At 59.1% G+C, this 25,413-nt stretch carries 23 protein-coding genes; 17 read left to right on the top strand and 6 right to left on the bottom strand.

The genetic code is table 11. The annotated features are described in order from the left end of the window. The first annotated feature begins 5 nt into the window (after nt 1–5). From AC3WQN_RS15970 to AC3WQN_RS15915, 12 genes are all read left to right on the top strand, one after another. The gene (locus AC3WQN_RS15970) at nt 6–1,373 is read left to right on the top strand and encodes a PelD GGDEF domain-containing protein (protein WP_256587262.1); all 1,368 of its coding nucleotides are present in this window, start codon (nt 6–8) and stop codon (nt 1,371–1,373) included. Next, nucleotides 1,351–2,337 carry a transporter gene (locus tag AC3WQN_RS15965; protein WP_103399983.1) on the top strand — a complete coding sequence of 329 codons (987 nt, stop codon included), beginning with the start codon at nt 1,351–1,353 and terminating at the stop codon, nt 2,335–2,337. The genes AC3WQN_RS15970 and AC3WQN_RS15965 overlap by 23 nt, the downstream gene beginning before the upstream one ends. Beyond that, the gene (gene pelF / locus AC3WQN_RS15960) at nt 2,334–3,848 is read left to right on the top strand and encodes a GT4 family glycosyltransferase PelF (RefSeq protein WP_103399984.1); all 1,515 of its coding nucleotides are present in this window, start codon (nt 2,334–2,336) and stop codon (nt 3,846–3,848) included. Before AC3WQN_RS15965 ends, pelF begins: the two co-directional genes overlap by 4 nt. Further along, nucleotides 3,849–5,219 (top strand): exopolysaccharide Pel transporter PelG, encoded by a 1,371-nt coding sequence (gene pelG, locus AC3WQN_RS15955; protein WP_103399985.1) that lies wholly within the window; start codon nt 3,849–3,851, stop codon nt 5,217–5,219. A gap of 244 nt (nt 5,220–5,463) precedes the next feature. Continuing rightward, a complete protein-coding gene (locus AC3WQN_RS15950) occupies nt 5,464–5,754 on the top strand; it encodes a response regulator (RefSeq protein ID WP_103399986.1) in 291 nt (96 codons plus the stop codon). Further along, nucleotides 5,751–7,211, top strand: coding sequence for a GGDEF domain-containing protein (locus AC3WQN_RS15945; protein ID WP_103399987.1), 1,461 nt, complete (start codon nt 5,751–5,753; stop codon nt 7,209–7,211). The genes AC3WQN_RS15950 and AC3WQN_RS15945 overlap by 4 nt, the downstream gene beginning before the upstream one ends. 796 nt (nt 7,212–8,007) lie before the next feature. Next, nucleotides 8,008–8,718, top strand: coding sequence for an AzlC family ABC transporter permease (locus tag AC3WQN_RS15940; protein WP_103399989.1), 711 nt, complete (start codon nt 8,008–8,010; stop codon nt 8,716–8,718). After that, the gene (locus tag AC3WQN_RS15935) at nt 8,715–9,059 is read left to right on the top strand and encodes a hypothetical protein (protein ID WP_103399990.1); all 345 of its coding nucleotides are present in this window, start codon (nt 8,715–8,717) and stop codon (nt 9,057–9,059) included. Before AC3WQN_RS15940 ends, AC3WQN_RS15935 begins: the two co-directional genes overlap by 4 nt. Next, nucleotides 9,037–10,068, top strand: a complete 1,032-nt coding sequence (locus AC3WQN_RS15930; RefSeq protein WP_103399991.1) for a LeuA family protein — start codon at nt 9,037–9,039, stop codon at nt 10,066–10,068. The genes AC3WQN_RS15935 and AC3WQN_RS15930 overlap by 23 nt, the downstream gene beginning before the upstream one ends. Before the next feature lie 11 nt (nt 10,069–10,079). Continuing rightward, complete coding sequence (locus AC3WQN_RS15925; protein WP_103399992.1) at nt 10,080–10,952, top strand: sugar phosphate isomerase/epimerase family protein; 873 nt, start codon at nt 10,080–10,082, stop codon at nt 10,950–10,952. Between the two features lie 160 nt (nt 10,953–11,112). Then, nucleotides 11,113–12,123: an FAD-binding oxidoreductase gene (locus tag AC3WQN_RS15920; RefSeq protein ID WP_103399993.1), complete on the top strand. Its 1,011-nt coding sequence runs from the start codon at nt 11,113–11,115 to the stop codon at nt 12,121–12,123. 333 nt (nt 12,124–12,456) lie between these two features. Next, nucleotides 12,457–13,452 (top strand): LysR family transcriptional regulator, encoded by a 996-nt coding sequence (locus AC3WQN_RS15915; protein WP_103399994.1) that lies wholly within the window; start codon nt 12,457–12,459, stop codon nt 13,450–13,452. 149 nt (nt 13,453–13,601) lie between these two features. Here the strand turns inward: AC3WQN_RS15915 and AC3WQN_RS15910 are convergent, their stop codons facing one another. After that, nucleotides 13,602–15,359 carry a SulP family inorganic anion transporter gene (locus AC3WQN_RS15910; protein WP_103399995.1) on the bottom strand — a complete coding sequence of 586 codons (1,758 nt, stop codon included), beginning with the start codon at nt 15,357–15,359 and terminating at the stop codon, nt 13,602–13,604. A 28-nt stretch (nt 15,360–15,387) separates the two neighbouring features. Then, nucleotides 15,388–16,446 (bottom strand): calcium/proton exchanger, encoded by a 1,059-nt coding sequence (cax, locus tag AC3WQN_RS15905; RefSeq protein ID WP_103399996.1) that lies wholly within the window; start codon nt 16,444–16,446, stop codon nt 15,388–15,390. A gap of 482 nt (nt 16,447–16,928) precedes the next feature. Between cax and AC3WQN_RS15900 the strand changes: the two genes are divergently transcribed. After that, nucleotides 16,929–17,387 carry a GNAT family N-acetyltransferase gene (locus AC3WQN_RS15900; RefSeq protein ID WP_103399997.1) on the top strand — a complete coding sequence of 153 codons (459 nt, stop codon included), beginning with the start codon at nt 16,929–16,931 and terminating at the stop codon, nt 17,385–17,387. Between the two features lie 31 nt (nt 17,388–17,418). On the opposite strand, the gene AC3WQN_RS15895 is transcribed toward AC3WQN_RS15900, so the two are convergent. After that, nucleotides 17,419–18,024, bottom strand: a complete 606-nt coding sequence (locus tag AC3WQN_RS15895) for a TetR/AcrR family transcriptional regulator (RefSeq protein ID WP_103399998.1) — start codon at nt 18,022–18,024, stop codon at nt 17,419–17,421. A 138-nt stretch (nt 18,025–18,162) separates the two neighbouring features. Between AC3WQN_RS15895 and AC3WQN_RS15890 the strand changes: the two genes are divergently transcribed. Then, nucleotides 18,163–19,242 carry a sugar phosphate isomerase/epimerase family protein gene (locus AC3WQN_RS15890; RefSeq protein ID WP_103399999.1) on the top strand — a complete coding sequence of 360 codons (1,080 nt, stop codon included), beginning with the start codon at nt 18,163–18,165 and terminating at the stop codon, nt 19,240–19,242. Between the two features lies 1 nt (nt 19,243). Continuing rightward, entirely contained in the window at nt 19,244–20,155 is a 912-nt protein-coding gene (locus AC3WQN_RS15885; RefSeq protein WP_103400000.1) for an alpha/beta fold hydrolase, read from the top strand. A 13-nt stretch (nt 20,156–20,168) separates the two neighbouring features. On the opposite strand, the gene AC3WQN_RS15880 is transcribed toward AC3WQN_RS15885, so the two are convergent. The 3 genes from AC3WQN_RS15880 to AC3WQN_RS15870 are packed head-to-tail and all read right to left on the bottom strand — an operon-like array spanning nt 20,169 to nt 23,028. Then, entirely contained in the window at nt 20,169–21,017 is an 849-nt protein-coding gene (locus tag AC3WQN_RS15880) for a phytanoyl-CoA dioxygenase family protein (RefSeq protein WP_103400001.1), read from the bottom strand. A 9-nt stretch (nt 21,018–21,026) separates the two neighbouring features. Next, nucleotides 21,027–21,806: an ABC transporter substrate-binding protein gene (locus AC3WQN_RS15875; RefSeq protein WP_103400002.1), complete on the bottom strand. Its 780-nt coding sequence runs from the start codon at nt 21,804–21,806 to the stop codon at nt 21,027–21,029. Nucleotides 21,807–21,852: 46 nt separating this feature from the next. Then, entirely contained in the window at nt 21,853–23,028 is a 1,176-nt protein-coding gene (locus AC3WQN_RS15870; RefSeq protein ID WP_103400003.1) for a M20 aminoacylase family protein, read from the bottom strand. Between the two features lie 235 nt (nt 23,029–23,263). On the opposite strand from AC3WQN_RS15870, the gene AC3WQN_RS15865 reads away from it, so the two are divergent. Next, nucleotides 23,264–24,178: a LysR family transcriptional regulator gene (locus AC3WQN_RS15865; protein ID WP_103400004.1), complete on the top strand. Its 915-nt coding sequence runs from the start codon at nt 23,264–23,266 to the stop codon at nt 24,176–24,178. A 115-nt stretch (nt 24,179–24,293) separates the two neighbouring features. Further along, complete coding sequence (locus AC3WQN_RS15860) at nt 24,294–25,301, top strand: Ldh family oxidoreductase (protein WP_103400005.1); 1,008 nt, start codon at nt 24,294–24,296, stop codon at nt 25,299–25,301. Nucleotides 25,302–25,413: the final 112 nt, after the last annotated feature.

Here is a 25,413-nt window from a genome sequence, read left to right as displayed (position 1 = left end):
TTGCGATGAAATCTCCCTACATGGATTACAGCCTGGCGCCCCGTGCCAAAGGCCCGGTGTCCTGGCTGGAAACCCTGGTCGTCACGGGACTGTTCATTGGCCTGGGGCTGTGGCTGATACCGGAAGACCCGCTGCAGATGCATGCCGCCTTTGCCTGGCCGGTATTGGCTCCGCTGTTGGCCGGTGTGCGCTATGGCTTTGCCCGGGGCCTGCTGAGCGCCAGTCTGTTGGTGATGACCTTGTTCATCCTGCGGGCTGCCGGGCTCGCCGCCTACGAACAGATTGAACCGTCATTCATTGTTGGCCTGTTGCTGTGCGGCATGTTGGTGGGGGAGGTGCACGATCTGTGGCAGCAGCGGTTGCAGCGCCTGCAGAGGGCCAACGACTACAGCCGGTCGCGTCTGGACGAGTTCACCTGCGCTCACCAGATTCTTCGGGTGTCCCATGACCTGCTGGAGCAGCGCGTGGCGGGCAGTGATCAGAGCCTGCGCAGTGCGTTGCTTGGCTTGCGTGAAAAGCTGCGGGTCATGCCCGGCGAAGGCGATGCACTGACGCTCCTGGCCGGGCCGATCCTGGCGTTGCTGGGCCAATACGGCTCACTACGAGTGGCCGGGCTGTATCGAGTGGATGAGCAGCGGACAACGGTTCAGCCAGACGCACTGGCTACCATTGGGGCCATGGAGGCGCTGGACACCGATGACGGCTTGATCAGGCTCTGCCTGGAACGCGGCGAACTGATCAGCGTACGCCAGGAGTTGATCGATTCCGGCGGGCTGGCGCAGATCTACTCGCTGCAGGCCTGTGTGCCGCTGATCGATGCCGAAGGCCATCTGCTGGCGGTCCTGGCGATCCGGCAGATGCCGTTCTTTGCCTTTCAGGAGCGGACCCTGAGCCTGCTGGCGCTACTGGCCGGACACATCGCCGACCTGTTGCGCGGTGACCGGCACGTGCTGCAATCGGTGGATGCCGATGCCCACCATTTCAGCCGGCAACTCAAGCGTTGCCTTTCGGATAACCAGCAACATGGGCTCAATGCGTGTCTGTTCGGCCTGGAAATGACCCGCGCCAATGACCGGCTGGTGCGTCTGCTGGAGCGCCACCAGCGAGGTCTCGACGTGCAACTGCTGGTGCCTAATGGTCGGGGCAACCCGGTACTGCTGATGCTGTTGCCCTTGACCGACAGGACAGGCGCCACCGGGTATCTCACACGCATTGGCGTGTTGTTGCATGAGGAGTTTGGTGTCGAAAGCGACCTGGCCAGCCTGGGTGTACAGGTCCTGGCCTGCAACCTGGAGCCTGCCGACGATTGCGCCGGGTTGCGTCATTTTCTATTCGACGAGTGTGGTTTGAATGATCAGCAAGTGGATGTTTAGCGCGGCCCTGGTGCTGGAAGCGGGAAGCTGGAGCTGTTTGTGGTCGGCTTCGCCCGAGTGGCAACAGTGGCTGGTCTTCATTCCTGTCCATGGACTTGCCTGTGCGCTGCTGTGTGCGGCGGTGTGGCGGTCGTTGCCGGTGCGCTATCGTTCGCCGCTGCCCTGGAGTCCGTTGTTGATCTTCAGCCTGGCGTTCTTTGTGCCTGTGTTTGGTACCTTGGGGGTCATGGCGATTTTTCCGACGCTGCACGTGTCGCGCCAACGCGACAAACAGACCTGGCGATCCGTCACCATCCCCAAACTGCCGTTCCTGGCCCAGGTCAACACGGGTTTGTCGACCTTTGCCGGGGGAGGATTGCAGGATGTGTTGCGTCATGCACCGCAGCCAGAGCAGCGTTCGGCCGGCCTGCTGGCGACCCGGCGTATGGCCGGCCGGGAAGCGGTGCCTATCCTCAAGCTGGCATTGGGTGATCCAAGCGATGACGTGCGGTTGCTGGCGTACTCGATGCTCGACGCGCTGGAGAGCGACATCAACCTGCGGATCCAAACCGCCCTCGCGCAAGTGCCCGCGGCCACTGCACAAGCGGCAGGCGCACTGCACGCCACATTGGCGCGCTGGTACTGGGAGCTGGCCTATCTTGGGCTGGCCCAGGGCAGTGTGCTGGAGCACGTCCTCAATCAGGCCAGTGAGCATGCCGCACAAGGACTGCAGGCTGGGGAGGGCGGTGAGCTGTTCCTGCTGGCCGGGCGTATTGCCCTGGAGCGTGGCGATGTCGAACGCGCCGACACACTGTTGAGCCTGGCCCAGGAGAGCGGCATAGACGAGGCCCACGTGTTGCCGTATCGCGCGGAACTGGCCTTCGTGGCCGGTCGTTACCATGAGGTGCCCGGGCTGTTGACCCGCCTGCCAGTGGACATGCAGCAGCGACCGCCATTCGCCGCCCTGGTGAGGAGCTGGACATGAACCGCAAAGACGATAGGCCGCTCGCTGACATCTGCCTGTTGCTTGAAGGTACCTGGCCCTATGTCCGCGGAGGCGTGTCCAGCTGGATCCACCAGATGATTCTCGGTCTGCCCGACCTGACGTTCTCGGTGATGTTCATTGGCGGACAGCGTTCGGCTTATGCGAGCCGGCGCTATGAGATTCCGTCGAATGTTCTGCACATCGAGGAAGTCTTTCTGGAGGATGCCACCCGGCCGACCAGCTCCAGGGCATTGCCGCGCAAGGCCTGCGAGCAGCAACTGTCCGACCTGTATCGCTTCCTGCACCACCCGGACACGCCGGCCCCGGAGCTGGGCGAGCGCTTGCTCGACCTCATGGTCCAGGGGCACTTGACGCTGGACGATGTGTTGCGCAGCCGTGCCAGTTGGGCAGTGCTCAGCAGCGGCTATCGGCAGTACTGCAGTGCCCCGTCGTTCGTCAATTATTTCTGGACCTTGCGCTCCATGCAGTCGCCATTGCTGATGCTCGCCGAAGCCTCGCGGCGAATGCCACCGGCACGGGTGCTGCACGCCATCTCCACCGGTTATGCCGGGATACTGGGCAGCATGCTCAAGAAGCGCTGGGGTTGTGCCTATCTGCTCAGCGAGCACGGTATCTATACCAAGGAGCGCAAAATCGATCTGGCCCAGGCCAGTTGGCTCGCCGAGAGTCCCGAACATGCCCTGAACGGGAGCCTGGAGGCCGGCACGGGTTACCTCCGTGAGCTCTGGATCCGCTTCTTCGAGCGCATCGGCCAACTGACCTACCACAGTGCCGACACTATCGTTGCGCTGTACGACGGTAATCGCCAGCGCCAGATCCAGGACGGTGCCGACCCGGCCCGCACCCAGGTGATTCCCAACGGCATTGACCTGGCGCAATGGACGGCTGCCTTCAACGCACGAGCGCCCGGTATTGCCCCCGTGGTTGGCTTGATCGGTCGTGTGGTGCCGATCAAGGACGTCAAGACCTTCCTGCGCGCCATGCGGGGTGTGATCAGTGTCATGCCCCAGGTCGAAGGCTGGATTGTCGGGCCCGAAGAAGAGGATCCGGAATACGCCAGTGAGTGCCGCAGCCTGACGGCGAGCCTGGGGCTGGACGGCAAGGTGCGTTTCCTCGGTTTTCAACGCATCCAGGACATCCTGCCGCAGTTGGGCCTGATGGTCCTGACCTCGATCAGCGAGGCCCAGCCGCTGGTGATTCTGGAAGCCTGGGCCGCCGGAACACCGGTGGTCAGCAGCGACGTGGGGTCCTGCCGCGAGTTGATCGAAGGCGGCAGTGCCGAGGACCGCGACCTCGGATGTGGCGGGACGGTGGTGGCGATCGCCGACCCTCAGGCCACGTCTACCGCAATCCTTGGGTTGCTGAGAAACCCGCAGCGCTGGCAAGACGCGCAGACCAGCGGCCAGTTGCGGGTCAACCGTTACTACAGCCAGGCCTTGATGCTGCGCCGCTATCGCGATCTTTATCACGCCGCCATGGGGGCCTGTTGAATGGCTGGAATAGGCTTTGAACTGCGCAGAATTCTCTCGCGCGACTCCTACACGGCGACCCTGCATGCCTACCTGTATGCCGGATTGATCAGTTCCGGCCCTTGGGTGCTGTCGATTGTCAGCGTGATGCTGGTCGGCAGCATCAGTCTGGGCTTGTTGCTGCCCGACGTGCTGGTTGGCCAGTTCCTGGTGACCGTGACCTACCTGATGGCCAGCTCGTTGATCCTGACCGGTGGCCTGCAGCTGTTTTTTACCCGTTTCGTTTCCGACCTTCTGTACGAACACCAGCACGAGCGGATACTGCCGAATCTGTTGGGGATTTTACTGTTGGTCACCCTCGCTGCCGGGGTGCTGGGGACCATCGTGCTGAGCCTGCTGTTCGACGAATCGCTGATCTTCCGCGTGCTGGTGCTGGCGAACTTCGTCGTCCTCTGCAACCTGTGGCTGGTGATCATCTTTCTGTCCGGCATGAAGGCTTACAACCGGATCCTGCTGGTGATGCTGGTGGGCTATTCGCTGATGGTGGCCAGTGCCTATGCGTTGAGCTTCCTGCAACTGCCGGGCTTGCTGCTGGCCCTGTTGATCGGTCACAGCGCGTTGCTGTTTCTTTATCTCTACGACATCTTGCGCGAGTACCAGGCAGAGAAACTGATTGCCTTCGATTTCCTCGACCGCCGCCAGGTGTTTGTCAGCCTGCTCGTCACCGGCTTCTGTTACAACCTGGGGATCTGGGTCGACAAATTCCTGTTCTGGCTCAACCCCGGGACATCGAGTGAAATGGTCGGCCCGCTGCGCGCCTCGATTATCTATGACCTGCCAATCTTCCTCGCCTACCTGGCGATCATCCCCGGCATGGCGGTGTTTCTGGTGCGCATCGAAACCGATTTCGCCGAGTGGTGCGAACGGTTGTTTCAAGCCATACGAGACGGCGAAACGCTGCAGTACATCGGTCAGCTGAAAACCGAGATGGTCCTGTCGATCCGCCAGGGCCTGCTGGAAATCTGCAAGGTGCAGGGCGTGACGGTGTTGCTGTTGTTCCTGTTCGCCCCGCGTTTGCTCGAGTGGTTGGGGCTGTCCAGTTACTACCTGCCACTGTTTCACATCGCCTTGATTGGCGTGAGTCTCCAGGTGGTGTTCATGGCCTTGCTCAATGTCTTCTTCTACCTGGACAAGCGCATGATCGTTCTTGAGCTGTGTGTCTGGTTCGTGGTGTTGAATACCGTGTTGACCCTGCTCAGCCAGTACCTTGGCCCCAGCTTCTTCGGCTATGGCTTTACGCTCTCGTTGCTGGTCTGTGTGCTCCTGGGGCTGCACCGGCTTTCGAGGGTGCTGGAGGATCTGGAGTACGACACCTTCATGCTGTCGCATTGACGGTCGAACATCACGTTTGTGAACAAATGCCTATTGATACGTCGCCTTATCAGCCACGTTCACAGGTATTCAGCATTGCACCTCGATTTTCAGCGCAACTGCGCCTCAATTCACAGCGACCATGCCCGGGGGTGTGCGTTACTGCAGGCCATTGTCAGCGCCGTGGTCGGCCCGTCACTGGCGGCTGCCCCGTTTTCCGCCGCGTCCTGACTACCCCCCGCGAGCCCGTCGCGAGAAGGACCAGATGAGCTGCCCTACCTATAAATCCACCGTGCTGATTGTCGATGACCGGCCAGCCGATCGGCAGTTGATCAGTGAATGGCTGCGCAAGTATTACCCCCTGTGTGTTGCTACCCGTGGTGCTCAGGCGTTGCAGGTTGTCTTCAATGCCCGGGAAGACGCGTTCAAGCCGATCGTCCGACGCTATGCCGATGTTGACGCGAGCGAGTTGGACACGGCCGTTCCAGCCTTGCGCAAGATTAGCAGTGAAGCAAGACAACGCGTGCCAGGTGCCGCAGTGGAGCAGGTGTCATGAATTGGGTTGTCGAACACGCGCGCAGCGTCAGGATCGGTTGTTGGCTGGTGGTGGCGGTACTGTCCCTGGTCGCCTTGCAGGGGCTTGTGCATCAGTACCAACTGCAGCGTGAGTTGTTGCTCGCCGGGCAGCATGCGGCGCTGGTGGAACGTACCAATCAGGCCTTTTCCAGCTTGATGAAGCAAATTTCCATCCACGAGTTGCATCAGGCCCTGCAATGGGCCGACCCACCGACAGGCACTTGCCTGTCGAGTGAGTCAATAACCCGGCGGGAGCTGGTCAGTGCGATCCTGGCCCGGAACATGCCGGAGCTTGATCAGCAACTGCTGAGTGTGCCTCGCGCGCTGGCAGACAGCCTGTCAGCCCCGGACACGCCGCACATGAGTTTGAACGAAGGCAAGATCCGCATGGTCAGCCGCCAAGTCATCGGCTATGCCTGCGACGGTGGTTTTGCCTTGATCCAGCAGACACAGACCGAAATGACACCCGTGCCGTTGCCCGCGCGCCCGGACCTCGCGCGTGCGTTTGGCGATGGCATCGTGATTCACGTCGCCATGACCCAGGAACATGAGCCTGTGTTGTACTTCGACATCCATATGCACCTGGACTCAGGCAGGGTTGAGTACCTGCCCTGCTCAGTCGAACTCTGGCAGGCACTGGTACCACCCGGGCTAGCTTCTGCGGCCACCCTCGTGGGGGCCGAGGGGGTGGCCGAGACGACGGGCGGTGAACGATTTACCCGGCACCTGGCGGATCCCGGTGGCAAGTTGCAACTGATTTACTACAGTGAGCCGCTGATCTCGAGCTACCTGGCGCTGTTCGTGCGGATCAATAGCTTTCCATTGATGTTGCTGGCCGGGCTGCTCGTCTGTTTGCCGTTGATCGGTCTACTGCTGGTGCATCTGGTCGATATCAGCGTGGCGCATCACCAGGCGGCCACCCGTGACTTTCTCACCGGTGCCTACAACCGGCGTGCGCTGATGGTGCTGGGCGAGAGAGAACTGAGCCGCGCCATCCGCAACGGTCGTCCGCTGAGCGTGTTGCAACTGGACATCGACCATTTTAAGCGGATCAACGATACGTATGGCCATGATGGTGGTGATCAGGTATTGAAATTTTTCGTGCGCCAGTTGGAGCGGATCATCCGCCAACATGACGTGCTCGCCCGCATGGGGGGCGAGGAGTTTGTCATCCTGCTGCCGGACACCGATCTGGAGGGGGCCCGGCTGCTGGCGGAGCGTCTGCTGAAAACGCTGCGCAAGGCCCCCTTGAGCCATGAAGGACAGTGCATTGGCGTGACGTGCAGCCTGGGTGTCAGCGCGTGGCGCGGCACCGGCGACAGCCTCGAGGCGTTACTGATCCGCGCCGACCAGTTGCTGTACCAGGCCAAGCAACAGGGCCGCGACCGCTATGTCTGCGACATCGGCCAGGTGCCTGTGACACCCACCTGTGCCTGAGGCTTGTCGCACTGATCGAACAGTGTTGCCCCCAATCAGGGGGCAGCAACAAACCTGCTATTTCCAGCGTCGGGTCAAGGATTAAACAAGCTACTCCTCACATGAAAACCCCTTGGTTCAATGAGCTACGGGGTTTTTTATTGTCCGCAGGAAAGTGAGGGTTTCCGTGCATTTCTGGTGACGCCTCCAGCCCTGTGGTGTGTCCGGAGTAAAAGCTATCCGCAGGCTGCTGTTCTCGGAGCGAGAAATGATGCAACCCGGGTAGTGCTTACAACAGAAATGGCGACTTGAAGATGGTGCCTATGGATCATTTGGCATGCATTCTTCAATAGGTGCAGGCCGGACGGGTTTTCTGATGCAGATATTGCATCGCCGGAGAGAATGCGTGCATCTGAAACACGGTTTGAATTAGCAAATACGAGGCGAGATAGCGAAATAGTAACATTGCAATAACTTGTTACATTTGCTGTTTTCTTGTCGCATTGCTACTCATGGTTTTACAGCGCTAGTCTTTGGTCACGGAAGCCTGGGGATTAGTGTTGTTGTGTCATCGCTTTAAATGATCTGACGGATTATCTGATGATATAGATCATCTGGGTGATGAACTTGAATCCAACGCTCTGTTCGTGCGCAGAGTTATCGAAATGGTCAAGCGTCTCGCCACTCTCGTCGCTTGATAAAGTCTGCCCGGGTGTGCAGAAGTGCCTGATTATATTTAGTTGTACAAGTCCGACTTTCAAGTCTTGAAAGAGGGCTGCCTGTGTCCGTAAGCAAAACACTGGAATAGGAGGTCAAGTTGAGAATAAATATTCATGCCAAGCAAGGGATGGTCGATTCGATACCGGTGGCCGTATCTTTCTTTTTTGTTTTCGCATCTTTGGGGGCGCTGTATCAGGAAAAAGGGATTCAACTGGTGGATGCCGCGTTTGGGACGGCGTTGATCTTTGCTGCGCCGCTGCAGGTGACCGGAGTCGATGTTGTTTCAAATGGTCAAATTGCTGCCGCTCTGGCGTTAACCCTGCTGGTTAATTTCAGGTTTTTATTTATGTCAATGGTGGCTTCGCAATATTTCGTTGGGGTTTCCAGGGTCAAGGTTCTGTTGTCCATGTTGATGTTTAGCGCGAGTACTTATGCGGTTACGCATTATCATCTGAAGTCGTCAGGGATAACGAGTGGCAAGTCGCAGTTTCGCTACTACCTTGGTGTCTCGGTACCCAGTTACCTGGTGGCAATTGTCGCGACGGTATTTGGGTTTCTACTGTCAAGTCGTGTTGATTATGCCTCCTTGGAAATGTTTATGGTCATGATTCTGCCTTTACACTTTACGGCATTGACCGCCAAAAATTCCGGACAAGGTTTTACCGTACTTGCGACCATTATCGGAGGTCTTTGCGCGCCATTATTGGTTGAGCTTGATTCCGTCTGGCTTATGGTTGGACTTCCTGTTGTAGCCGGCTACTTTCTGGCTGTGCGGGATGTCAATTCGAATGGTCTGGGGGCTTCATGATTACCATTCTGCTGGTCTCATTGGCAAGTTATTGCCTGAAGATACTTCCATTTTTATCCCATAAATTGACACTCGCCCCCACTGGGTTGACAGCAAAGACTGTTGAATATGCTGTCTGTTTTATTATGGGGGGGATTATTGTCAACGTTGCATTCGGCAATGCCACATTTGCTCAGTTGGCACAAACGTTCGAAACAAAAAATGTACTTGCGGCTCTAGCGATTGCAGCAGCATTTTTTACGTCCAGGTACACCGGGTCGATCCTGAGAAGTCTGCTTCTATCGATGATTTTATACATAACGACAATGGTGATGTTTCATGAAGACTATCCGCTTTTTTGATACCACTATGAGAGATGGCGAGCAGGGTATTGGTTATCTGCTTAATAACAAGCAGAAACTGAGCGTCCTTGAGAGACTGATCAAGCTTGATGTGGCCGTAATCGAACTGGGTATGGTCACCGATCAGGAAAGCCAGGATCTTTTCGAGGAAGCAACTCAGGTGGTTGGCGATAAGAATATCGCCGCATTGTGTCGACTGAATGATGTGGAAATTCATAACACCGTCAAAGCGCTGAAAGGCTTCAAGCACTCAACGATCAACCTTCTTTGCGTGGGCTCGGAGATACACCTGAACAAAAAGATGCAGATGGATTCGGACGGCGTCCACGCGCTACTGGAGAGGTCACTGGCGAGGATAAGAGAGGCTGAATTTCGTGGAAGAATCTATGCCATTCTGGAAGATTCAACCAGAGGTAGTGAAGCGCTTTTGCATCAGCAGATACGGTTCCTGATAGCCAATGGTGTACGGGATATTTGTTTAGCCGACACGGTTGGGGCTATGACACCGGCCAGGGCGTATCACTTTTTCTCAACATTTATATACGCTTATCCGGACGTCAGGTTTGCGGCCCACTTTCACAATGATTTGGGTCTGGCGGTGGCTAATACAATTTCCGCAATTGATGCTGGCGTGTATGAGGTCCAGGTCACTTTGGGCGGGATAGGTGAGCGGTGTGGAAATGCATCATTTGAAGAAGTGATGGCGGTGCTTTCACACTGCGACGGGTACAAAGGAAAAATAAGCACCGGTATAACACTTAAAGACGCTGTCGAAATGTGCCAGTTCTTTTACACGATAATCGGGAAGGAACCCAATGCCAACAAGCCGATCATTGGCTCCCATGCATTCTCGACATGCGCCGGTATCCACCAGAGCGCCATTATCAAAGATCCTGAGACCTACGAGTTTATAAATCCTAACAGTATAGGTCTGCAAAGAAATTTTCACCTCAATAGATTGTCAAGCAGCAAGGCAATGACGCAGTGCGAGCATATAAACTATAAGTGAGGAGTAAGGTGATGAGTCTGTGCAATAAAATTGGGTTCTCTACTAATATCTTTGATAATCCTGCCGACATCGCCAGGTTGGTTGAGCGCCTGGCCAATGATTTCAAAGCGATAGAAATAGAGTTCGAAAAAGACCTGCGATTTATGATCGACTCCAACGAAGCTGAGTGGCATAAGCAGCGGGATAAACTTAATCTCATTCGTGAGGTGACGGGCGTTTACTATTCGACACATGCTCCCTACATTGGCATGGAAACCGATATATCCAATAGGGATGAAGTTACGAGGCTCTGTGCGGTCGACTATTTAAGCAGGTACATCATCAGGGCTGCGGAGATTGGGGCAGACATCATCACTATTCATCCAGGTTACGTAGAGCTAGACCAGCTCGGCATGGTGTCATTCGATTTTGATCAGCTTGCAAAGTCACTTGACGCGCTCACTGCGGTCTCGCTAAAGCATAAGATAGAAATATTGCTGGAAAACACCGGGCCGGATCGTGAGAAATATATTGTGTTGTCGGATCAGCAGCATGAAAGGTTGTGCCGGCACGGTAATATTTCACTGACCCTGGACCTGGTTCATTTTCATGCCTTCTACCATAAGCTCAATAAGGATGAGTACCTGGAGAAATTGAAGAAGATTATTCCAGATGTAAAAAATGCTCACTTTAATGATGTTTGTAATGGTGAGCATGTTCACCTTCCTCTGCAAAAAGGAAACTTCGATTACCATCAGGTTCTCGACTTCATGAGGGGTGAGGGGTATCAAGGGAACTTTATTGTTGAGGAGTCGGGCGGCGGTTACTCACCAGATGATTTTGTAATGTCAGCCAAAAGCTATATAGGTCAGTTGAAGGCAGGTCATGTCCAGTGCGCGACTTGAATAAAGCTTCTGAAGTTTTTATCGAGATGTAGGAGGCGCTCACTTCCAGGTCGACACTCGCAGTGTCGACCTGGAGGGAGATTGTTTGTCAGCTTTTGTTGAGGTAGGTAAGGGGTTTTCATAATCTCCGGAAGGCTGCGCACTCAAGCAAGGTGAAGTTATGGTTTATAATGTATTTTTGCAGTCTGATGAGGTTACTTTCTCCGCAAACGAACACGAGACCATACTGGAGTCGGCCAAGCGTCAAAACATAAACCTGCAACAGGGCTGTGTGAAGGGGGTCTGTAGAGTCTGTAAGCTAAAATTAATATCAGGGGGTGTAGAGTATCGCTCAGGGTCAACAGTCTGTCTGACGGAAGATGAAGTTGCAGGGAACTATTTTTTACCCTGCTGCGCCATAGCCACGAGTGATATTGTCTGCGCAACCAACAGTCAAGGAACTGGGGTGGCCAGGGTGTCGCGTAGGAAGGAGGGGGTGCTTGTCGTCCATAAGGAAGAAAAAGGCTCGGTGTTCATTCTGCGATTGAAGTTGTCAGTGCACACTATGATCGTTGCCAACCCAGGGCAATATATAGAGGTTGAAGTGGGCGATGGCCTGTTCCGTGCCTATTCCATTGCCAACATACCCCATAAGGATGGCGTTGTTGAGTTGCATGTTCGCTATCGGCGGGGTGGGGTTTTCTCCGAGCGTCTAAAACATTCAATTCAGCTGAATGATGTGCTCTGGATCAGAGGCCCATACGGGGATTTCAAACTGGATGATGCATCAGAACGAAATCTCCTTTTTATCGCAACGGGAACCGGGTTTTCGCCCATCCTGTCAATGCTCGCATCTGGCACTATCGATAGCGGCCGGGTAATCCATTTTTACTGGGGTGGACGATCTTATGAGGACTTGTATTTCCTGGAGTCAATTGCGAGTCTCATAAACGATTATAAGAGTCTCCATTTCAAACCCGTATTGTCCAGTCCCTCTCGGTGGGATGACTGGGAGGGTATGGTGGGCTACGTTCAGAATTGTGTAATGGATGGAATTGACTGTCTGAGGGATTTTGATGTGTATGCCTGCGGATCGCCGGATATGATACAGGATGCTTTTAACCTGTTCACAACCCAATGTAACCTACCGGCAGGGCAGTTCTATTCAGATGCTTTTTACAATAATCAATAATTCTCAGGAAATACTCAAGATCTGTTAGGTGGTTTCTGGGTCTCCAATGTAACGGGCGCGATATATTTTTGAGGCTGTCGAGTGTGGATTTGCATTGGGCGCTTGTGTTAAAAACTACCTGTTCCTGCAAGGTGCGGAGGTGCTTGAACTCAAGTGTGAGTCATGATGCTGGTTTATAGTCCAGGCGGGTTGTGAGTTAAAACTGTGTGTTTGGTCGGAAAGCATAATTAAATAATACTAAAAATAGGGTAAGCACTTGATGTGCAGGCTTACACCATGCACAAGATGCTTCCTTCTATCATTCCCGAGCCATGACATGACGGAAGCATAGAAATGCACGATCTTCGACAACTACGACACTTTGTTGCTATCGCGGAGAATGGTAATTTTGCCCGTGCCGCCGAGGCAGTGAATCTTACTCAGCCGGCCTTGTCACGTAGTTTGCAGGCATTGGAGAGAACGCTTAACTGTCAACTGCTGGATCGCTCATCCCGGGGCGCCAGTCTCACTGCTCATGGTCACTTGGTCCTGGAGCATGCGCGTACGCTATTGATTGCAAGCAAAGGACTGAAAAACGCAGTTGATCAACTGGATAATCTTGAGTCCGGCGAGTTACTTGTTGGCGGTGGTCCCATCCCTTCAGCAGTTTTGGTGCCTCGGGCGCTGGCACTGCTGATCACCCGTCACCCTAGAGTTCGGACCTTATTGATCATTGATAACTGGATGAATCTTCGCGAGCAGTTATTGGGCCACAATATTGAAATATATGTCGCTGATGTCCGAAAGGTACTTGATGATCCTTTGCTGCAGGTTGAGGAGTTGTACAATTTTCCGGTCATGGTTTTTTGCCAGCCTCACCACCCCCTCCTGGAATGCGTTACCTTATCCCCGGAACAAATCGGTCACTATCCCTTGGCCTGTACCAGACTTCCCGCCTGTAAAACGCTGGACGTAGAGCGATTGAACGCACGCGTCCCTCCGGTCAGCTTCGAGTGCGACAATTTCGAAGCTCTGTATCAATTGGTTCGTGAAAGCGACGTGCTCGGATTGGCCCCTTGGGATGTTCTTGCCGATCATGTCAGTGCGGGTCGAGTTGCCATCTTGCCGATACCCAGGGATCTGCTTGATGAAAGAACGGCCTATGGCATCGTCAGTCGTAGAGGAGAAGCGCTTTCACCCGCAGCTGTGGTTTTGAAAATCATCGTGCAGGAGGAGAGCCAACGGACGTATGCGCGCCTTTGCGGTAATGGAGAGCCCGATCCCGTTGAAGCCTGGCAGCAACAGCGTAGTGAATCGATATCCAACGCTATCAAGAAACTACAACAGTAGTTGCCGTCGTCGGCAATCGAGAATCCTGTGCCAGGACAGGGTGTAACTGAATCCGGATGAATGCGTCTGTTGCGCAAGGCCGGCCTTTTGCGAAGTTGATTCACGCAGGCGTTCGTAAGGCAGTCCTTGGCCTGCCCCTCCAACCATGCTCAAGGCGTCCAATCCACCTCATGCTCATCCAGGTACGCGTCCACCGCCGCGCCCACCGTCGGGTGGAACACCTCGCTGCCGATCCGCTCCAGTACTTCAAGGCGTAGCAGCTTGTCCTTGACCGGATCTTTCATTTCGGCAAATCGCAGTTCGACGCCCATGGCGCGCAGGGCTTGTTCAAGCTCCACGAGCATGTCCGCCGAGGTCACGTCCACGCTGGTGACCGGTTCGGCAGCCACCACCACCCGGCGCGCCGGTGTCGGGGACTGGGCGACGGCTTCCATCACGCAGTTCTGGAACAGTTCGGCATTGGCGAAGAACAGCGGTGCGTCCCAGCGGAACAACACCAGGCCCGGGGCACGGCGGGCGTGGGGGTAGCGCGAGATGTCGTGATAACCGCGAATCCCGTCGACGCGGCCAAGCACGGCGAAATGCGGGCGCCAGCCATCCCAGAGGAATTCGATCACCGCCACCACCACCGCCAGGCCGATGCCGGGTACCGCGCCGAGCACGGCGACGCCGACGAAGCAGGTGACCGACAGCCAGAATTCCCAGCGCTGAATGCGGTAGATGCGCCGCAGGTCCTTGAACTCGAAGAGGCCGATGGCGGCGGCGATCACTACCGCGGCCAGGGCGCTGTTGGGCAGGTGCTGCAGCAGGTTGGGGCCGAACAGCAACAACAGCGACACACCCACGGCGCCGAACACGCCGGTGAGCTGGGTCTTGGAACCGGCCGCCTCGGCCACCGGGGTGCGCGAGGAGCTGCTGCTGATGGGAAAGCCCTGGAACAGTCCCGCAGCCAGGTTGGCAGCGCCCAGGCCGATCATTTCCTGATTCGGGTCGACGTGGGTGCGGGTCCGGGCGGCGTAGGTGCGCGACAGCACGCTGGTGTCGGCGAAGGACACCAGCGCCACGGCGAAACCGCCTATGAGTACGGTGCTCAGGTCGGTCAGTGTCAGCCAGGGCAGGCTGAAACCCGGCAGGCCCTCGGGCAGGGGACCCAGCACCTTGAGGCCATAGGCCGCGTCCAGGTTAAGGCCGCCGACCACCAGGGTGGCGGCGACCACCGCGATGAGGATGCCGGGCACGCGGTCAAAGCGCGCGAGCCCGAGGATGACCGCCAGCGTGCCGATGCCAATGGCGAAGGCTGTCCAGTTGGCCTGACCTTCAAGCAGGGCCTTGCTCAGGGCCAGGATGTCGCGCAGCGGGCCGCTGCTGTCGATGGAGATGCCGAACAGCTTGGGCGTCTGGCTGATCAGCACGGTGAAGGCGATGCCGTTCATGTAGCCATAGCGGATTGGCTTGGACAGCAATTCGGTGATGAACCCCAGGCGCAGCAGCCCGGCACCGACGCAGACCAGGCCCGACACCAGGGCCATGGCGCTGGCCAGCGCGATGGCGCGCATGGGATCGCCAGCGGACAGCGGCAGGACCACGGCGATGATGATGGCCGCCAGCGCCGAGTCGGGGCCCAGTACCAGGATGCGGCTGGGGCCGAACAGGGCATAGGTCAGCAGCGGAATGATCGTGGCGTACAGGCCGTAGATGCCCGGCACTCCCGAGGCCTCGGCATAGGCGATGCCCACCGGGATCAGCATGGTGGTCAGCACCAGGCCGGCAATCAGGTCCTTCGGCAGCCAGGCGGGCTGGTAGCTGCGCAACAATTGCAGCCCTGGCAGCCAGCGTTGCCAGCCGGACAGGCCACGGTTCTGAGGGGGCGTTGCTGGCCCGGGTTCGGAGGGCTGGACTTCGCTCATGGCGACGTTTTCCTTGGGTCGATAGGGTTCAGGCGCTCACAGCCTCTGGTATGAAGAAATAGGCCAGGCCGAGGATCAGGTACACCGCCAGTAACTGTACGCCTTTGAGCCAGTCCGATCGCCCGTCGGCCGCCACCTGGCCGGTAATCAGCACGGCCAGCAGCACGCTGAGCACCAGGCCTCCGGGGAAGGCCAGGTCCATGGGCGTTGCACCGATAGCATAGCTGGCCAGGACCAGGACGGGGGCGACGAACAGGGCGACCTGAATGCTGGAGCCGATGGAGATCGAAAGTGCGAGGTCCATGCGATTTTTTCGGGCGGCGGAAATCGCGGAGAAATGCTCGGCCGCATTGCCGAGTATCGCGACAATGAACACCCCGACGAACAGGTTGCTCAGCCCCAGTTGATGGGCGCTCGGCTCGATGGCGGCCACCAGGATTTCACTGATCCAGGCGATCATCAGGGTAGCTGCCGCCAGTACCAGCAACGCTTTTTTCATCGACCAGAGGGGCGGCATGCTCGCATCGCGCACCACCGGTTCCCCGGCAAACAGGCTTTTGTGGGTCACCAGCGAGTACACCAGGAACAGCCCGTACACCAGCAACAGGACCAGGGAGATGTACAGGCTTAACACCTGCGGCGCGCTAGGGACACGGGAGGCCACTACTGAACTGAGGATCAGGGCAATGGTTGCCAGGGTCAGCAAGGTGGCCTGGGAGCGGGCGGCGGAGGCATTGAAGTGCTGCTCCTTGTGCCCCAGCCCCCCGGCGAGCATGGCAGCGCCCAGCACCAGCAGGATATTGCCGATGATGGAGCCGACGATGGAGGCTTGCACCACGTCGTGCAAACCGGCGCGCAGTGCGCTGAGAGCGATGATCAGTTCGGTGGCGTTGCCGAACGTGGCATTGAGCAGTCCGCCCACGCCCTCGCCGGAGCGCTCCGCCAGTTGCTCGGTGGCCCGGCCCAGCCAGCCGGCCAGCGGCACGATGGCCAGCGCGGCGGTCAGGAAGATCAGCAGGTGCTGCTGCGGCGCCAGGAACTCCAGAAGAATGGCACCGGGGATGAAGAGCAGCATCCAGTAGAGCATTGACTTACCTCGCAAGCGGCGCCGGTCATGGGAAATGGCTGGCAGTGGCTGGTTGTTCTGATGGTTCGAATCCGTTTCGCACGCATCGTTGATGCCAGCCGCCGGTGGCGATGGCCCGCGAAAGGGTACTGGAGCACCGGTAGCGCCCCTCTGATATTTATCAACGAACCGCCAACTGCCTGAGGTTGCCGACGCACACCAGAAAACGACTGGCACCTGCCGACAGCCCTGGGTCGGCAGGGAAAGCGGCATGCGCTCAGGGCTAACGGAAAGCCTAGCAGTCGTTTTGCCTGGCAGGCAGCTGTCGTTGACGCCGTGTTGTGTTCCGCCAGGCCTGGCCGGCTCCGGTCGACGCCGGCTCAAGAAGCTCAGGCAACCCCCAGCATTTTCACCTAGTCTGCAGCGCCAGCGGGGGGCCTTCCTGGATGTACCCGATGGCCCTGCATCGTGTAATACAGACACAGACAAAAGGAGCGCTTCACATGTTGCACATGGACTGGCTCGACCAACACATGGATCAGTGCGCCACGATGGCCGAATGGCTGTATCGGCAATTCAGCTACGAGTATGCACAGCAGTCTCTTTCCGATTGGCAACGTGAGTTCGCTGATGGGCAGCGTGACGGCAGCTGGAAGTCGTTGATCGTCCTGGACCGAGGGCAACTGCTGGGTGGCGCTGCCCTTGCCAGCGACGATCTGCCTGACCGGCCGGAGTTGGGCCCGTGGCTGGCCTGTGTATTCATCACCCCTCAAGCCCGAGGGAAAGGGCTCGCAGCGCAGTTGATCGAAGGTATCTGCGACCACGCCAGGGAAACCGGCATCCCGACCCTGTATTTGCATACCCACGACCAACGTGACTATTACGCCAGGCGCGGCTGGAAAGTCATGGAGCGATTCGAGGCATGGGGCAAAGAGCAGTGGCTGATGTCGCGGGACTTATAGCGTCAACCCGTGCGACTTCATGGCTGCACAGCTACGCGCGGTCGCGGGCGGCTGCATCAAAGGCCGACATGGCCAGGGGGATCGTCGCCAACAGGCGTGAGCGACCTATGCCGTCCCGGGCCTGGACCGAGAGTCCGTGAAGGATCGTCGCGTAGCAATCGCCCAGGGACCTCACATCCGTGTGCCCGGGCAGTTCGCCGGAGTCCACGGCTTGCTCCAGGCGCTCGATGATCGATCGGGTTCGGCTGCGGCGGTGTTCGGCCAGCCATTCCCTGATGCCGTCATTGTCGAGCGAGCAGTTGGTGGCGGACGACACCACCATGCAACCTTGTGGCCGGTCGGGCTGGGTATACAACTCGACCGCCTCCCCGAGCATGCGTGCGATGGCCGTCCGGGCACTGGGTTCCTCGTTCAGGGCCGCATCGGCAAAGGCCCCGTCGCCGGACTCGTACAGTTCGATGGCCTCCCGGAAGAGCGCCTCCTTGGAACCGAACGCGGCGTAGATACGGGCCGACGCGATACCCAGTGCCTCGACCAGGTCGGACATGGAGGTGCTTTCGAATCCGCGTTGCCAAAACACATCACGTGCCTTGCGCAAGGCCTGGTCGCGGTCGAACTCGCGGGGTCTGCCAGCCATGGGGTGCATCTCTCGGGCAAATGGAGGAGGGGGTTGCCGGCTATTATTGGTTGATCGACAAAAAAATCAAGCCGCGATGTTGACGGGGGGCGGAAGTGCTCTCTATTCTTTGTCGATCGACAAAAAATGGAGTGAATGATGAAAACCCTCAAAGGACCGAGTCTGCATCTGGCTCAATTCAGTGACGTGAGCGCCCCGTTTGACAGCTTGTCGTCCATTGCGGCGTGGGCGGCGGAGACCGGGTTCAAGGCCCTGCAGATACCGGCCTGGGATGAGCGATTGTTCGATGTCGGCCTGGCGGCACACAGCCAGGACTACTGCGATGAGATTCGCGGCACCCTGGCGGAGCACGGCCTGGTGATCAGCGAGCTGACCACGCACTTGTTCGGTCAACTGGTGGCGGTGCACCCGGCCTATGACAGCCTGTGCGACGGCTTCGCACCGCCCTCGCTCAAAGGCAATGCGCCAGGCAAAACCCAATGGGCCCTTGAACGTTTGCAACTGTCCGCCAAGGCCTCGCGCCGGCTTGGGCTCACGGACATGGGGACGTTTTCCGGCTCCTTCGCCTGGCCTTACCTGTTTCCATTCCCGCAACGCCCCGAGGGCCTGATCGACTCGGCCTTCGACGAGCTTGCCAGGCGCTGGCTGCCCATCCTCAACGCGTGTGACGAGCAGGGCGTGAACCTGTGCTACGAGATCCATCCCGGCGAAGACCTGCATGACGGCGTGACCTTCGAGAGGTTTCTTCAGCGGGTTGGCAATCATGAGCGCTGCAAGATCCTCTTCGACCCCAGTCACTTTGTGCTGCAGCAACTCGATTACCTGGACTACCTGGATATCTACCGCGATTTCATTCGCATGTTTCACGTCAAGGATGCGGAGTTCAACCCAACGGGCCGGCAAGGCATCTACGGCGGTTATCAGTCTTGGGCCGACCGCGCCGGGCGGTTCCGTTCGCTGGGGGATGGCCAGGTCGACTTCAAGGGCATCTTTTCCAGGCTCGCACTGCATGACTATGCCGGCTGGGCGACGCTGGAGTGGGAGTGCTGCCTCAAGGACCAGCAGGACGGTGCCAGGGAGGGCGTGGCCTTTATCAATGAACACATCATCCGGGTGACGGACAAGGTGTTCGACGACTTCGCGGGTGCACCGGTCGATCAGGCGCAGATCAACAGCATGCTCGGCTTTACATCCCCATCACCTCAAGGACAGGCATGACATGGACTACTTCGAACAACAGGCCTTCGCCGGCCGTGAATACACCCATGGCTATGGGCACGTGGACGGCATTCGCATTCACTATGTCACCGAGGGACGAGGGGCGCCTGTGCTGTTGATCCCGGGCTGGCCACAAACCTGGTTGACCTGGCGGCATGTGATGAAAGCGCTGGCCGAACAGGGCTATCAGGCCATCGCGGTCGACTTGCCGGGGATGGGCCTGTCCGACAAGCCGGCGCAGGGTTATGACACCGGGACGACAGCCAGTCGCTTGCACGGCCTGATGCACAGCCTGGGCCACGACCATTACGCCGTGGTGGGCCACGACGTCGGCATGTGGGTGGCGTATGCACTGGCGAGTGATTTCCCCCAGGCCGTGGAGAAGCTGGTGCTGACGGAGGCCGTTATCCCGGGACTGGCGCCGGCCCCCTCGATCTTTGTGCCCGCCGAGCAGAACATCTTTGTCTGGCACTTCATGTTCAACCAACTGCAGGATCTGCCCGAGGTGCTGATTACCGGGCGGGAAGCCCGGTACCTGGCGTACATGTTTGAAAAATGGTCGGTGCGCCAGGACCGGGTGGCGGTGCAGAGCTACGTCAATGCGTACTCGGCACCGGGTGGGCTACGAGGCGGTTTTGCCTATTACCGGGCGATTCCCGAAACCATCGCCCAGAACCAGCGGCGGGCGGGCAAGCCCCTGGAAATGCCCGTCCTGGCCATTGGTGCTGAACACGCGACCAACGATGCACCGTTGATGACGATGAAGGGCAACGCCCTGGATCTCAGGGGCGCCATCGTGCCTGGGTGCGGCCACTTCATCATGGAGGAAGCGCATGAGGCGTTCGTCGGGCATGTGCTGCCGTTTCTGTCGCAGGGCACTTCTTGTACTGAACCGGGCATAGCCTTCGGTTAGCGTGCACCGGCGCTCAGACTCCACGCTGCGACAGCGTCGGAAACAATGCATGCTCCATGGGTTCGCCCGGCGCCAGGCTTTCCTGCAGCCCGGGAAAGTCGGGGGAAGTGGCCCAGGCCCTGGGCGCATGCCTGACGTCGTCGCCGATGACTCGCACCGAAAACGCGCGACGGCGGTGTTGCCCGCCGACGCCTGCGGAGGCGTGCAAGGTCAGCATGTTGAAGCACACCATGTCCCCCGGTTCCAGTGCCCAGCCGAGGATGGGATAGTCCTGGCGGTGGTTCTCGATGTCCGGCAGTTCGTCCAGGGTGCCCTCGGCAAACCATTTGGCCTGGCTGTCCATGAAGGTGCGGGGCATCAGCCAGGGGCCCTTGTGCGAGCCGGCGATGAACTCCAGGGTCGACTCCCTGGACACCGGGTCGACGGGGATCCAGAAGCTGACGGTGTCCGAGCCGCTGATGTTGTAGTAGGGCTGGTCCTGGTGCCAGGGCGTGCGCTGGCGGGTATTGGGTTCCTTGACCAGCAAGTGGTCGTGGTGCAGGCGCACCTGTTGGCTGTTCAACAACGCGGCGGCGATGGGGGCGATGGCAGAGTTGAAGATGAAGTCGCGGTAGTGCGCATTCTCCTGCCAGTTGCAGAAATCCTCGAAAAACCAGCCCGGGTCCGAGGCACTGCTGGCCACTTTGGCGCGGGGGCTGGGGCGGGCAAGGTTGCGTTCGATACCCTGGGTCAACTCGCTGATTTGCTGTGGGGTGAACGCGTTACGGATGCACACCGCGCCATGGGCCTGAAAGGCACGCACGGCCTCATCGCTCATGGGGCAGGCAAAACCGGACTCACCGAATGGGATCATGTCGTTCATGGCGTGGCCTCACTCACCGTAAATGTCGAAGTTGAAGTACTTCTTCGCGATCTGGTCGTACTCGCCGGACTGGCGAATGCTGGCCAGGGCCGTGTTCAACTGCGCCTTGAGTTCGGGCTCGTTTTTACGCACACCGATGGCCACCCCGTCGCCGATGATGCTCTTATCGGTGATGGGCTCGCCTGCAAAGGCGAAGGCCTGGCCCTGGGGCTTTTGCAGCAGCCCGACATCGGCTTGCACCGAGGCCTGGAACGTGGCATCCAGGCGCCCATTGATCAGGTCGGAAAACACTTGGTCTTGGGTCTGGTAGGTCAGGATGCTGACCCCCTGGTTGCCCCAGTGCGAGCGGGCGAAGCTTTCATGCAGCGTGCCCTGGACCACCCCCACCGACTTGCCCTTGAGGGACTCGGCCGTGGGCAGCAGGCCGCTGTCCTTGCGGGCGACGAGCGAGGACGGGGCGGTGTAGATCCGGTCGCTGAAATCGACCTGCTGGCGCCGCGCCGCGGTGGCGCTGAAGGCCGACAGGATGGCGTCGAATTTCTTCGCCTTCAACCCCGGGATCATACCGTCGAAGGTCTGTTCGACCCAGACGCACTTGACCTGCAACTCGGCGCACAGGGCATTGCCCAGATCGATATCAAAACCGCTCAGCGAGCCGTCGGGCTGCTTCTGTTCGAAAGGCGGGTAGCTGGGGTCGACGCCGAACTTGATCACCGGTTGCGCCTGGGACAGCGGGGCGAAGATCAACCCGAGCAACATCAAGGTAGAGCGGAGTTTACGTGGCTGCATGATGACCTCATTTATTATGGGTTTTCTCGGTTTGGCAGGTCTTGGTTCAAGGCTTGAGCGGTAAAAAGGCCTCGGTCAACTTGACCCAGAAGCCAGCGCCGCGCAGCAGGATCTCGTCGTTGAAGTCATAGCGAGGGTCGTGGGCCATACAGCTCTTCTCACCGTCGCCGTTGCCGATAATCAGGTAGCAGCCCGGGCATTGCTGCAGGAAATAGGCGAAATCCTCACTGCCGTTGAAGGGCGCGATGTCGTTCATGACCTCGTCCGGGCCCAGCCAGTCGGTGGCCACCTGGCTGGCGAACCGGGTCATGTGCGCATCGTTGATCAGCAACGGGTAGTCGGCACTGTAGTCAATTTCGGCGGTTGCGCCGAATGCCTGGGCCTGGGCGTGAATCAGTTGCTTGATCTGGCGCTCCAGGCGGTCCCTGACCGTATTGTCCAGTGCCCGCACCGAGATCAGCATGTGGGCGCTGTCCGCAATCACGTTGGAAGCCTTGCCGGCGTTGACCGCCCCGACCGTGATCACGCTCATTTCCTGCGGCGACACGTTGCGCGAGACGATGGTCTGCAAGGCCATGATGATGCTGGCGCAGACCACCACCGGGTCGACGGTCAGGTGGGGCATGGCGCCATGGCCGCCCTTGCCGTGGATCGTGACATTGACCTGGTCGGCGGAGGCCATGAACGGCCCGGCGCGGAACCCAAGTTTGCCGGTGGGGTAGCCCGGCATGTTGTGCGCGGCGAACACCGCATCGCAGGGGAACTGTTGCAGCACGCCTTCCTGGATCATTCTGCGGGCGCCGGCCAGGCCTTCCTCGGCCGGCTGGAAAATCAGGTGCACGGTGCCATCGAACGGGTGGTCGTGGGCCAGGGCGTAGGCGGCGGCGAGCAGCATGACCGTGTGCCCGTCGTGGCCACAGGCGTGCATTTTTCCCGGTATCCGGCTGGCGTAGGGCAGGCCGGTTTTCTCCAGGATGGGCAGCGCGTCCATGTCCGCCCGGATACCGATCACCCGGGTACCGGTGCCTTTTTTCAGGGTGCCGATGACGGCAGTTTCAGCCAGGCCACGGGTCACCTGATAACCCCACTTGAGCAGGCGGTCGGCGACCAGTTGGCTGGTCTCGACCTCCTGATAGCCCAGTTCGGGGTTGGCATGGATCCGGTGGCGCAGTTCGCGCATTTCGTGCTCGATCTCTTGCAGCAGCGTGATGGACTCGGACATGGGCAGCGTTTTCCTTGATGATCGGGAAGTCAAACCCGACTGTCGCCAGCTCCGCAACCTGTGCCAGGGTTCACGACAGCCTGCGTTTGGGCGAACCTTGCGGGCGTTTTCTGCTACGGTCCCTGGCAGCGGTGCAAGGCCCGGGCTCTGTGGTCCGAGCTTAGAGGGCCACGTGAGCGGCCCATAGACATCCGAAAGTCAACAAGGCAACCCAGGGTTAACAGTGGCGGACACTATGAAGTTCTATCAACTCAACGCCCTGGTGGCCGTGGCCGATGCGGGCAGTATTCGCGGCGCGGCCAGGCGGCTCGACACCTCACCGGCCGCGGTCACCAAGGCCCTGCAGAAACTCGAGGCCGACACCGCCACGCAATTGCTGATCCGCCACACCTCCGGGATCGTGTTTACCGAAGTCGGCAAGAAATTGTTGGTCGAGGCCCGCTTGCTGGTGGCGCAGATGGTCAGCGCCCGCCAGGTGCTGGCTGACGGTAACGGCGAGCTCACCGGGCGCCTGGCGGTCGCGGTGACGCCGTGGTTGGCGATGACGTTGATGCCCAAGGCCGTGGTGTGTTTTCGCCAGCGCTTTCCCCAGGTGCAACTGGAACTGCATGAAGGGCTTTCGTCCGTGGCCTGCCCGCGGCTGCGCGAAGGCAGCATCGATCTGTTCGTCGGGCGGCTGGATACCCATAGCCGTAGCGCGGACCTCACCTGCCAACCCTTGTTCACCGCCGATTGTGCGGTGGTGGCCCGTCAGCAACATCCGCTGTCGGACTGTCACGCCATGGCGGAGCTGGACGCGGCCGACTGGATCCTGGCCTCACAGCAGGACGAAACGATCACCCGCCAGGGGCATGTGCATTTTGCCCACTCGCTGTCGATGCTGTTGAGCCTGCTGCGCGAGACCGACATGTTGAGCATCTTCCCCTGGCCGTTGGTGGAGATTTGCGCGCAGCGCGAGGGCTTGTGCGCCTTGCCGTTGCGCGAGCCGGTCGGCAGTGCCTCGGTGGGGGCCATCAGCCGCAGCGGCCAACCCCTGCGCCCGGCGGCCGAGCGGTTCCTGGAGTGCCTGATCGACGTCATTCACTTTGAGATGGGCCAGGCACAGTCGCCGTATCGGCGGATGCTGCAGACGGTCGACCTACTGGTCTGAGCACGGCTGCCAAACAACGGCAGCTGTGCTGAATTCGTCATCGACCCTGTCTAAAGCGATCAAGCCTCGCACCCTGCAATGGGCCAGTCTGGACGGTCTGTCCAAGGAGTTGATTATGATCCGACTGACCCTGATCGAGGCCCGCGCGCTGGCCGAGTCGATCCTGCTGCACAATGGTTTCAACGCGGCCCATGCCCAGGCGGTGGCCGCCACGGTGATCGCCGGTGAGCGCGATGGCTGCGCCTCCCATGGCTTGTACCGGGTCCTGGGCTGCGTGAATTCCCTGCGAGCCGGCAAGGTGGTGGCCGATGCCCAGCCCCAGGTCATCGACCAGGCGCCGTCGATCGTGCGGGTGGATGCCGCCGGCGGGTTTTCCCAGTTGGCGTACCAGGCCGGCTTGCCCTTGCTGCAGGAGAAAACCCGGGCCAACGGGATTGCCGCCCTGGCGATCAATCGGTGCGTGCATTTTTCCGCCTTGTGGGTGGAGATCGAGCAGTTGACCGCCGCCGGCCTGGTGGCCCTGGCCTGCAATCCCAGCCATGCCTGGGTCGCGCCGGCCGGTGGCAACCAGCCGGTGTTCGGCACCAACCCGATTGCCTTTGGCTGGCCCCGTACGGGCCAGGACCCCTTTGTCTTCGACTTCGCCACCAGTGCCATTGCCCGGGGCGACATCGAGTTGCACCGGCGTGCCGGCAAGGCGATTCCCGAGGGCTGGGGCGTGGATGCCCAGGGACGGTCGAGCACCGATGCCAACGTGGTGCTGGATACGGGCGCGATGCTCACGTTCGGTGGGCACAAGGGTTCGGCGCTGGCGGCGATGGTGGAATTGATCGCCGGGCCATTGATCGGTGACCTGACCAGCGCCGAATCGCTGGCCTATGACGCCGACAGCAAGTCGTCGCCGTACCATGGCGAGCTGATCATCGCCCTCGACCCGCGGCGCTTTCTCGGCGAGGCCACCGAACACCACCTGGCCCGGGCCGAAGTCCTGTTCGAGAGTATCCAGGGGCAGGGCGCGCGCTTGCCGTCGCAACGACGCTACGAAGCGCGAGCGCGCAGCCTGGTGGAAGGGGTGCAGATCCCCGAGGCCTTGTACCACGACCTGAAGGCACTGCTGGCCTGAGTGTACGCAACCTCTGCGGGAACGATCGTGAACCTCTGTGGGAGATTCTATGTTTGAGGGGAAGCTCCAATAACTGAGTTTGGGTGGTATTCGCTCTGGTTTTTCATCAGGG

The sequence above is a fragment of the Pseudomonas sp. FW300-N1A1 genome (assembly GCF_058789115.1).
Note: the sequence above shows the minus strand (reverse complement) of the source record. Positions and strands in the feature narration are given on the sequence as shown.

Coding starts and splice junctions, on each gene's coding strand:
- cax (WP_103399996.1), bottom strand. CDS start 16,446: ATGCTCTACTGGATGCTGCTCTTCATCCCCGGTGCCATTCTTCTGGAG.
- AC3WQN_RS15920 (WP_103399993.1), top strand. CDS start 11,113: ATGGTTTATAATGTATTTTTGCAGTCTGATGAGGTTACTTTCTCCGCA.
- AC3WQN_RS15875 (WP_103400002.1), bottom strand. CDS start 21,806: ATGCAGCCACGTAAACTCCGCTCTACCTTGATGTTGCTCGGGTTGATC.
- AC3WQN_RS15890 (WP_103399999.1), top strand. CDS start 18,163: ATGAAAACCCTCAAAGGACCGAGTCTGCATCTGGCTCAATTCAGTGAC.
- AC3WQN_RS15965 (WP_103399983.1), top strand. CDS start 1,351: ATGATCAGCAAGTGGATGTTTAGCGCGGCCCTGGTGCTGGAAGCGGGA.
- AC3WQN_RS15915 (WP_103399994.1), top strand. CDS start 12,457: ATGCACGATCTTCGACAACTACGACACTTTGTTGCTATCGCGGAGAAT.
- AC3WQN_RS15895 (WP_103399998.1), bottom strand. CDS start 18,024: ATGGCTGGCAGACCCCGCGAGTTCGACCGCGACCAGGCCTTGCGCAAG.
- AC3WQN_RS15910 (WP_103399995.1), bottom strand. CDS start 15,359: ATGAGCGAAGTCCAGCCCTCCGAACCCGGGCCAGCAACGCCCCCTCAG.
- AC3WQN_RS15935 (WP_103399990.1), top strand. CDS start 8,715: ATGATTACCATTCTGCTGGTCTCATTGGCAAGTTATTGCCTGAAGATA.
- AC3WQN_RS15950 (WP_103399986.1), top strand. CDS start 5,464: ATGAGCTGCCCTACCTATAAATCCACCGTGCTGATTGTCGATGACCGG.
- AC3WQN_RS15970 (WP_256587262.1), top strand. CDS start 6: ATGAAATCTCCCTACATGGATTACAGCCTGGCGCCCCGTGCCAAAGGC.
- AC3WQN_RS15870 (WP_103400003.1), bottom strand. CDS start 23,028: ATGTCCGAGTCCATCACGCTGCTGCAAGAGATCGAGCACGAAATGCGC.
- AC3WQN_RS15925 (WP_103399992.1), top strand. CDS start 10,080: ATGAGTCTGTGCAATAAAATTGGGTTCTCTACTAATATCTTTGATAAT.
- AC3WQN_RS15930 (WP_103399991.1), top strand. CDS start 9,037: ATGAAGACTATCCGCTTTTTTGATACCACTATGAGAGATGGCGAGCAG.
- AC3WQN_RS15945 (WP_103399987.1), top strand. CDS start 5,751: ATGAATTGGGTTGTCGAACACGCGCGCAGCGTCAGGATCGGTTGTTGG.
- AC3WQN_RS15860 (WP_103400005.1), top strand. CDS start 24,294: ATGATCCGACTGACCCTGATCGAGGCCCGCGCGCTGGCCGAGTCGATC.
- AC3WQN_RS15885 (WP_103400000.1), top strand. CDS start 19,244: ATGGACTACTTCGAACAACAGGCCTTCGCCGGCCGTGAATACACCCAT.
- AC3WQN_RS15900 (WP_103399997.1), top strand. CDS start 16,929: ATGTTGCACATGGACTGGCTCGACCAACACATGGATCAGTGCGCCACG.
- pelF (WP_103399984.1), top strand. CDS start 2,334: ATGAACCGCAAAGACGATAGGCCGCTCGCTGACATCTGCCTGTTGCTT.
- pelG (WP_103399985.1), top strand. CDS start 3,849: ATGGCTGGAATAGGCTTTGAACTGCGCAGAATTCTCTCGCGCGACTCC.
- AC3WQN_RS15880 (WP_103400001.1), bottom strand. CDS start 21,017: ATGAACGACATGATCCCATTCGGTGAGTCCGGTTTTGCCTGCCCCATG.
- AC3WQN_RS15865 (WP_103400004.1), top strand. CDS start 23,264: ATGAAGTTCTATCAACTCAACGCCCTGGTGGCCGTGGCCGATGCGGGC.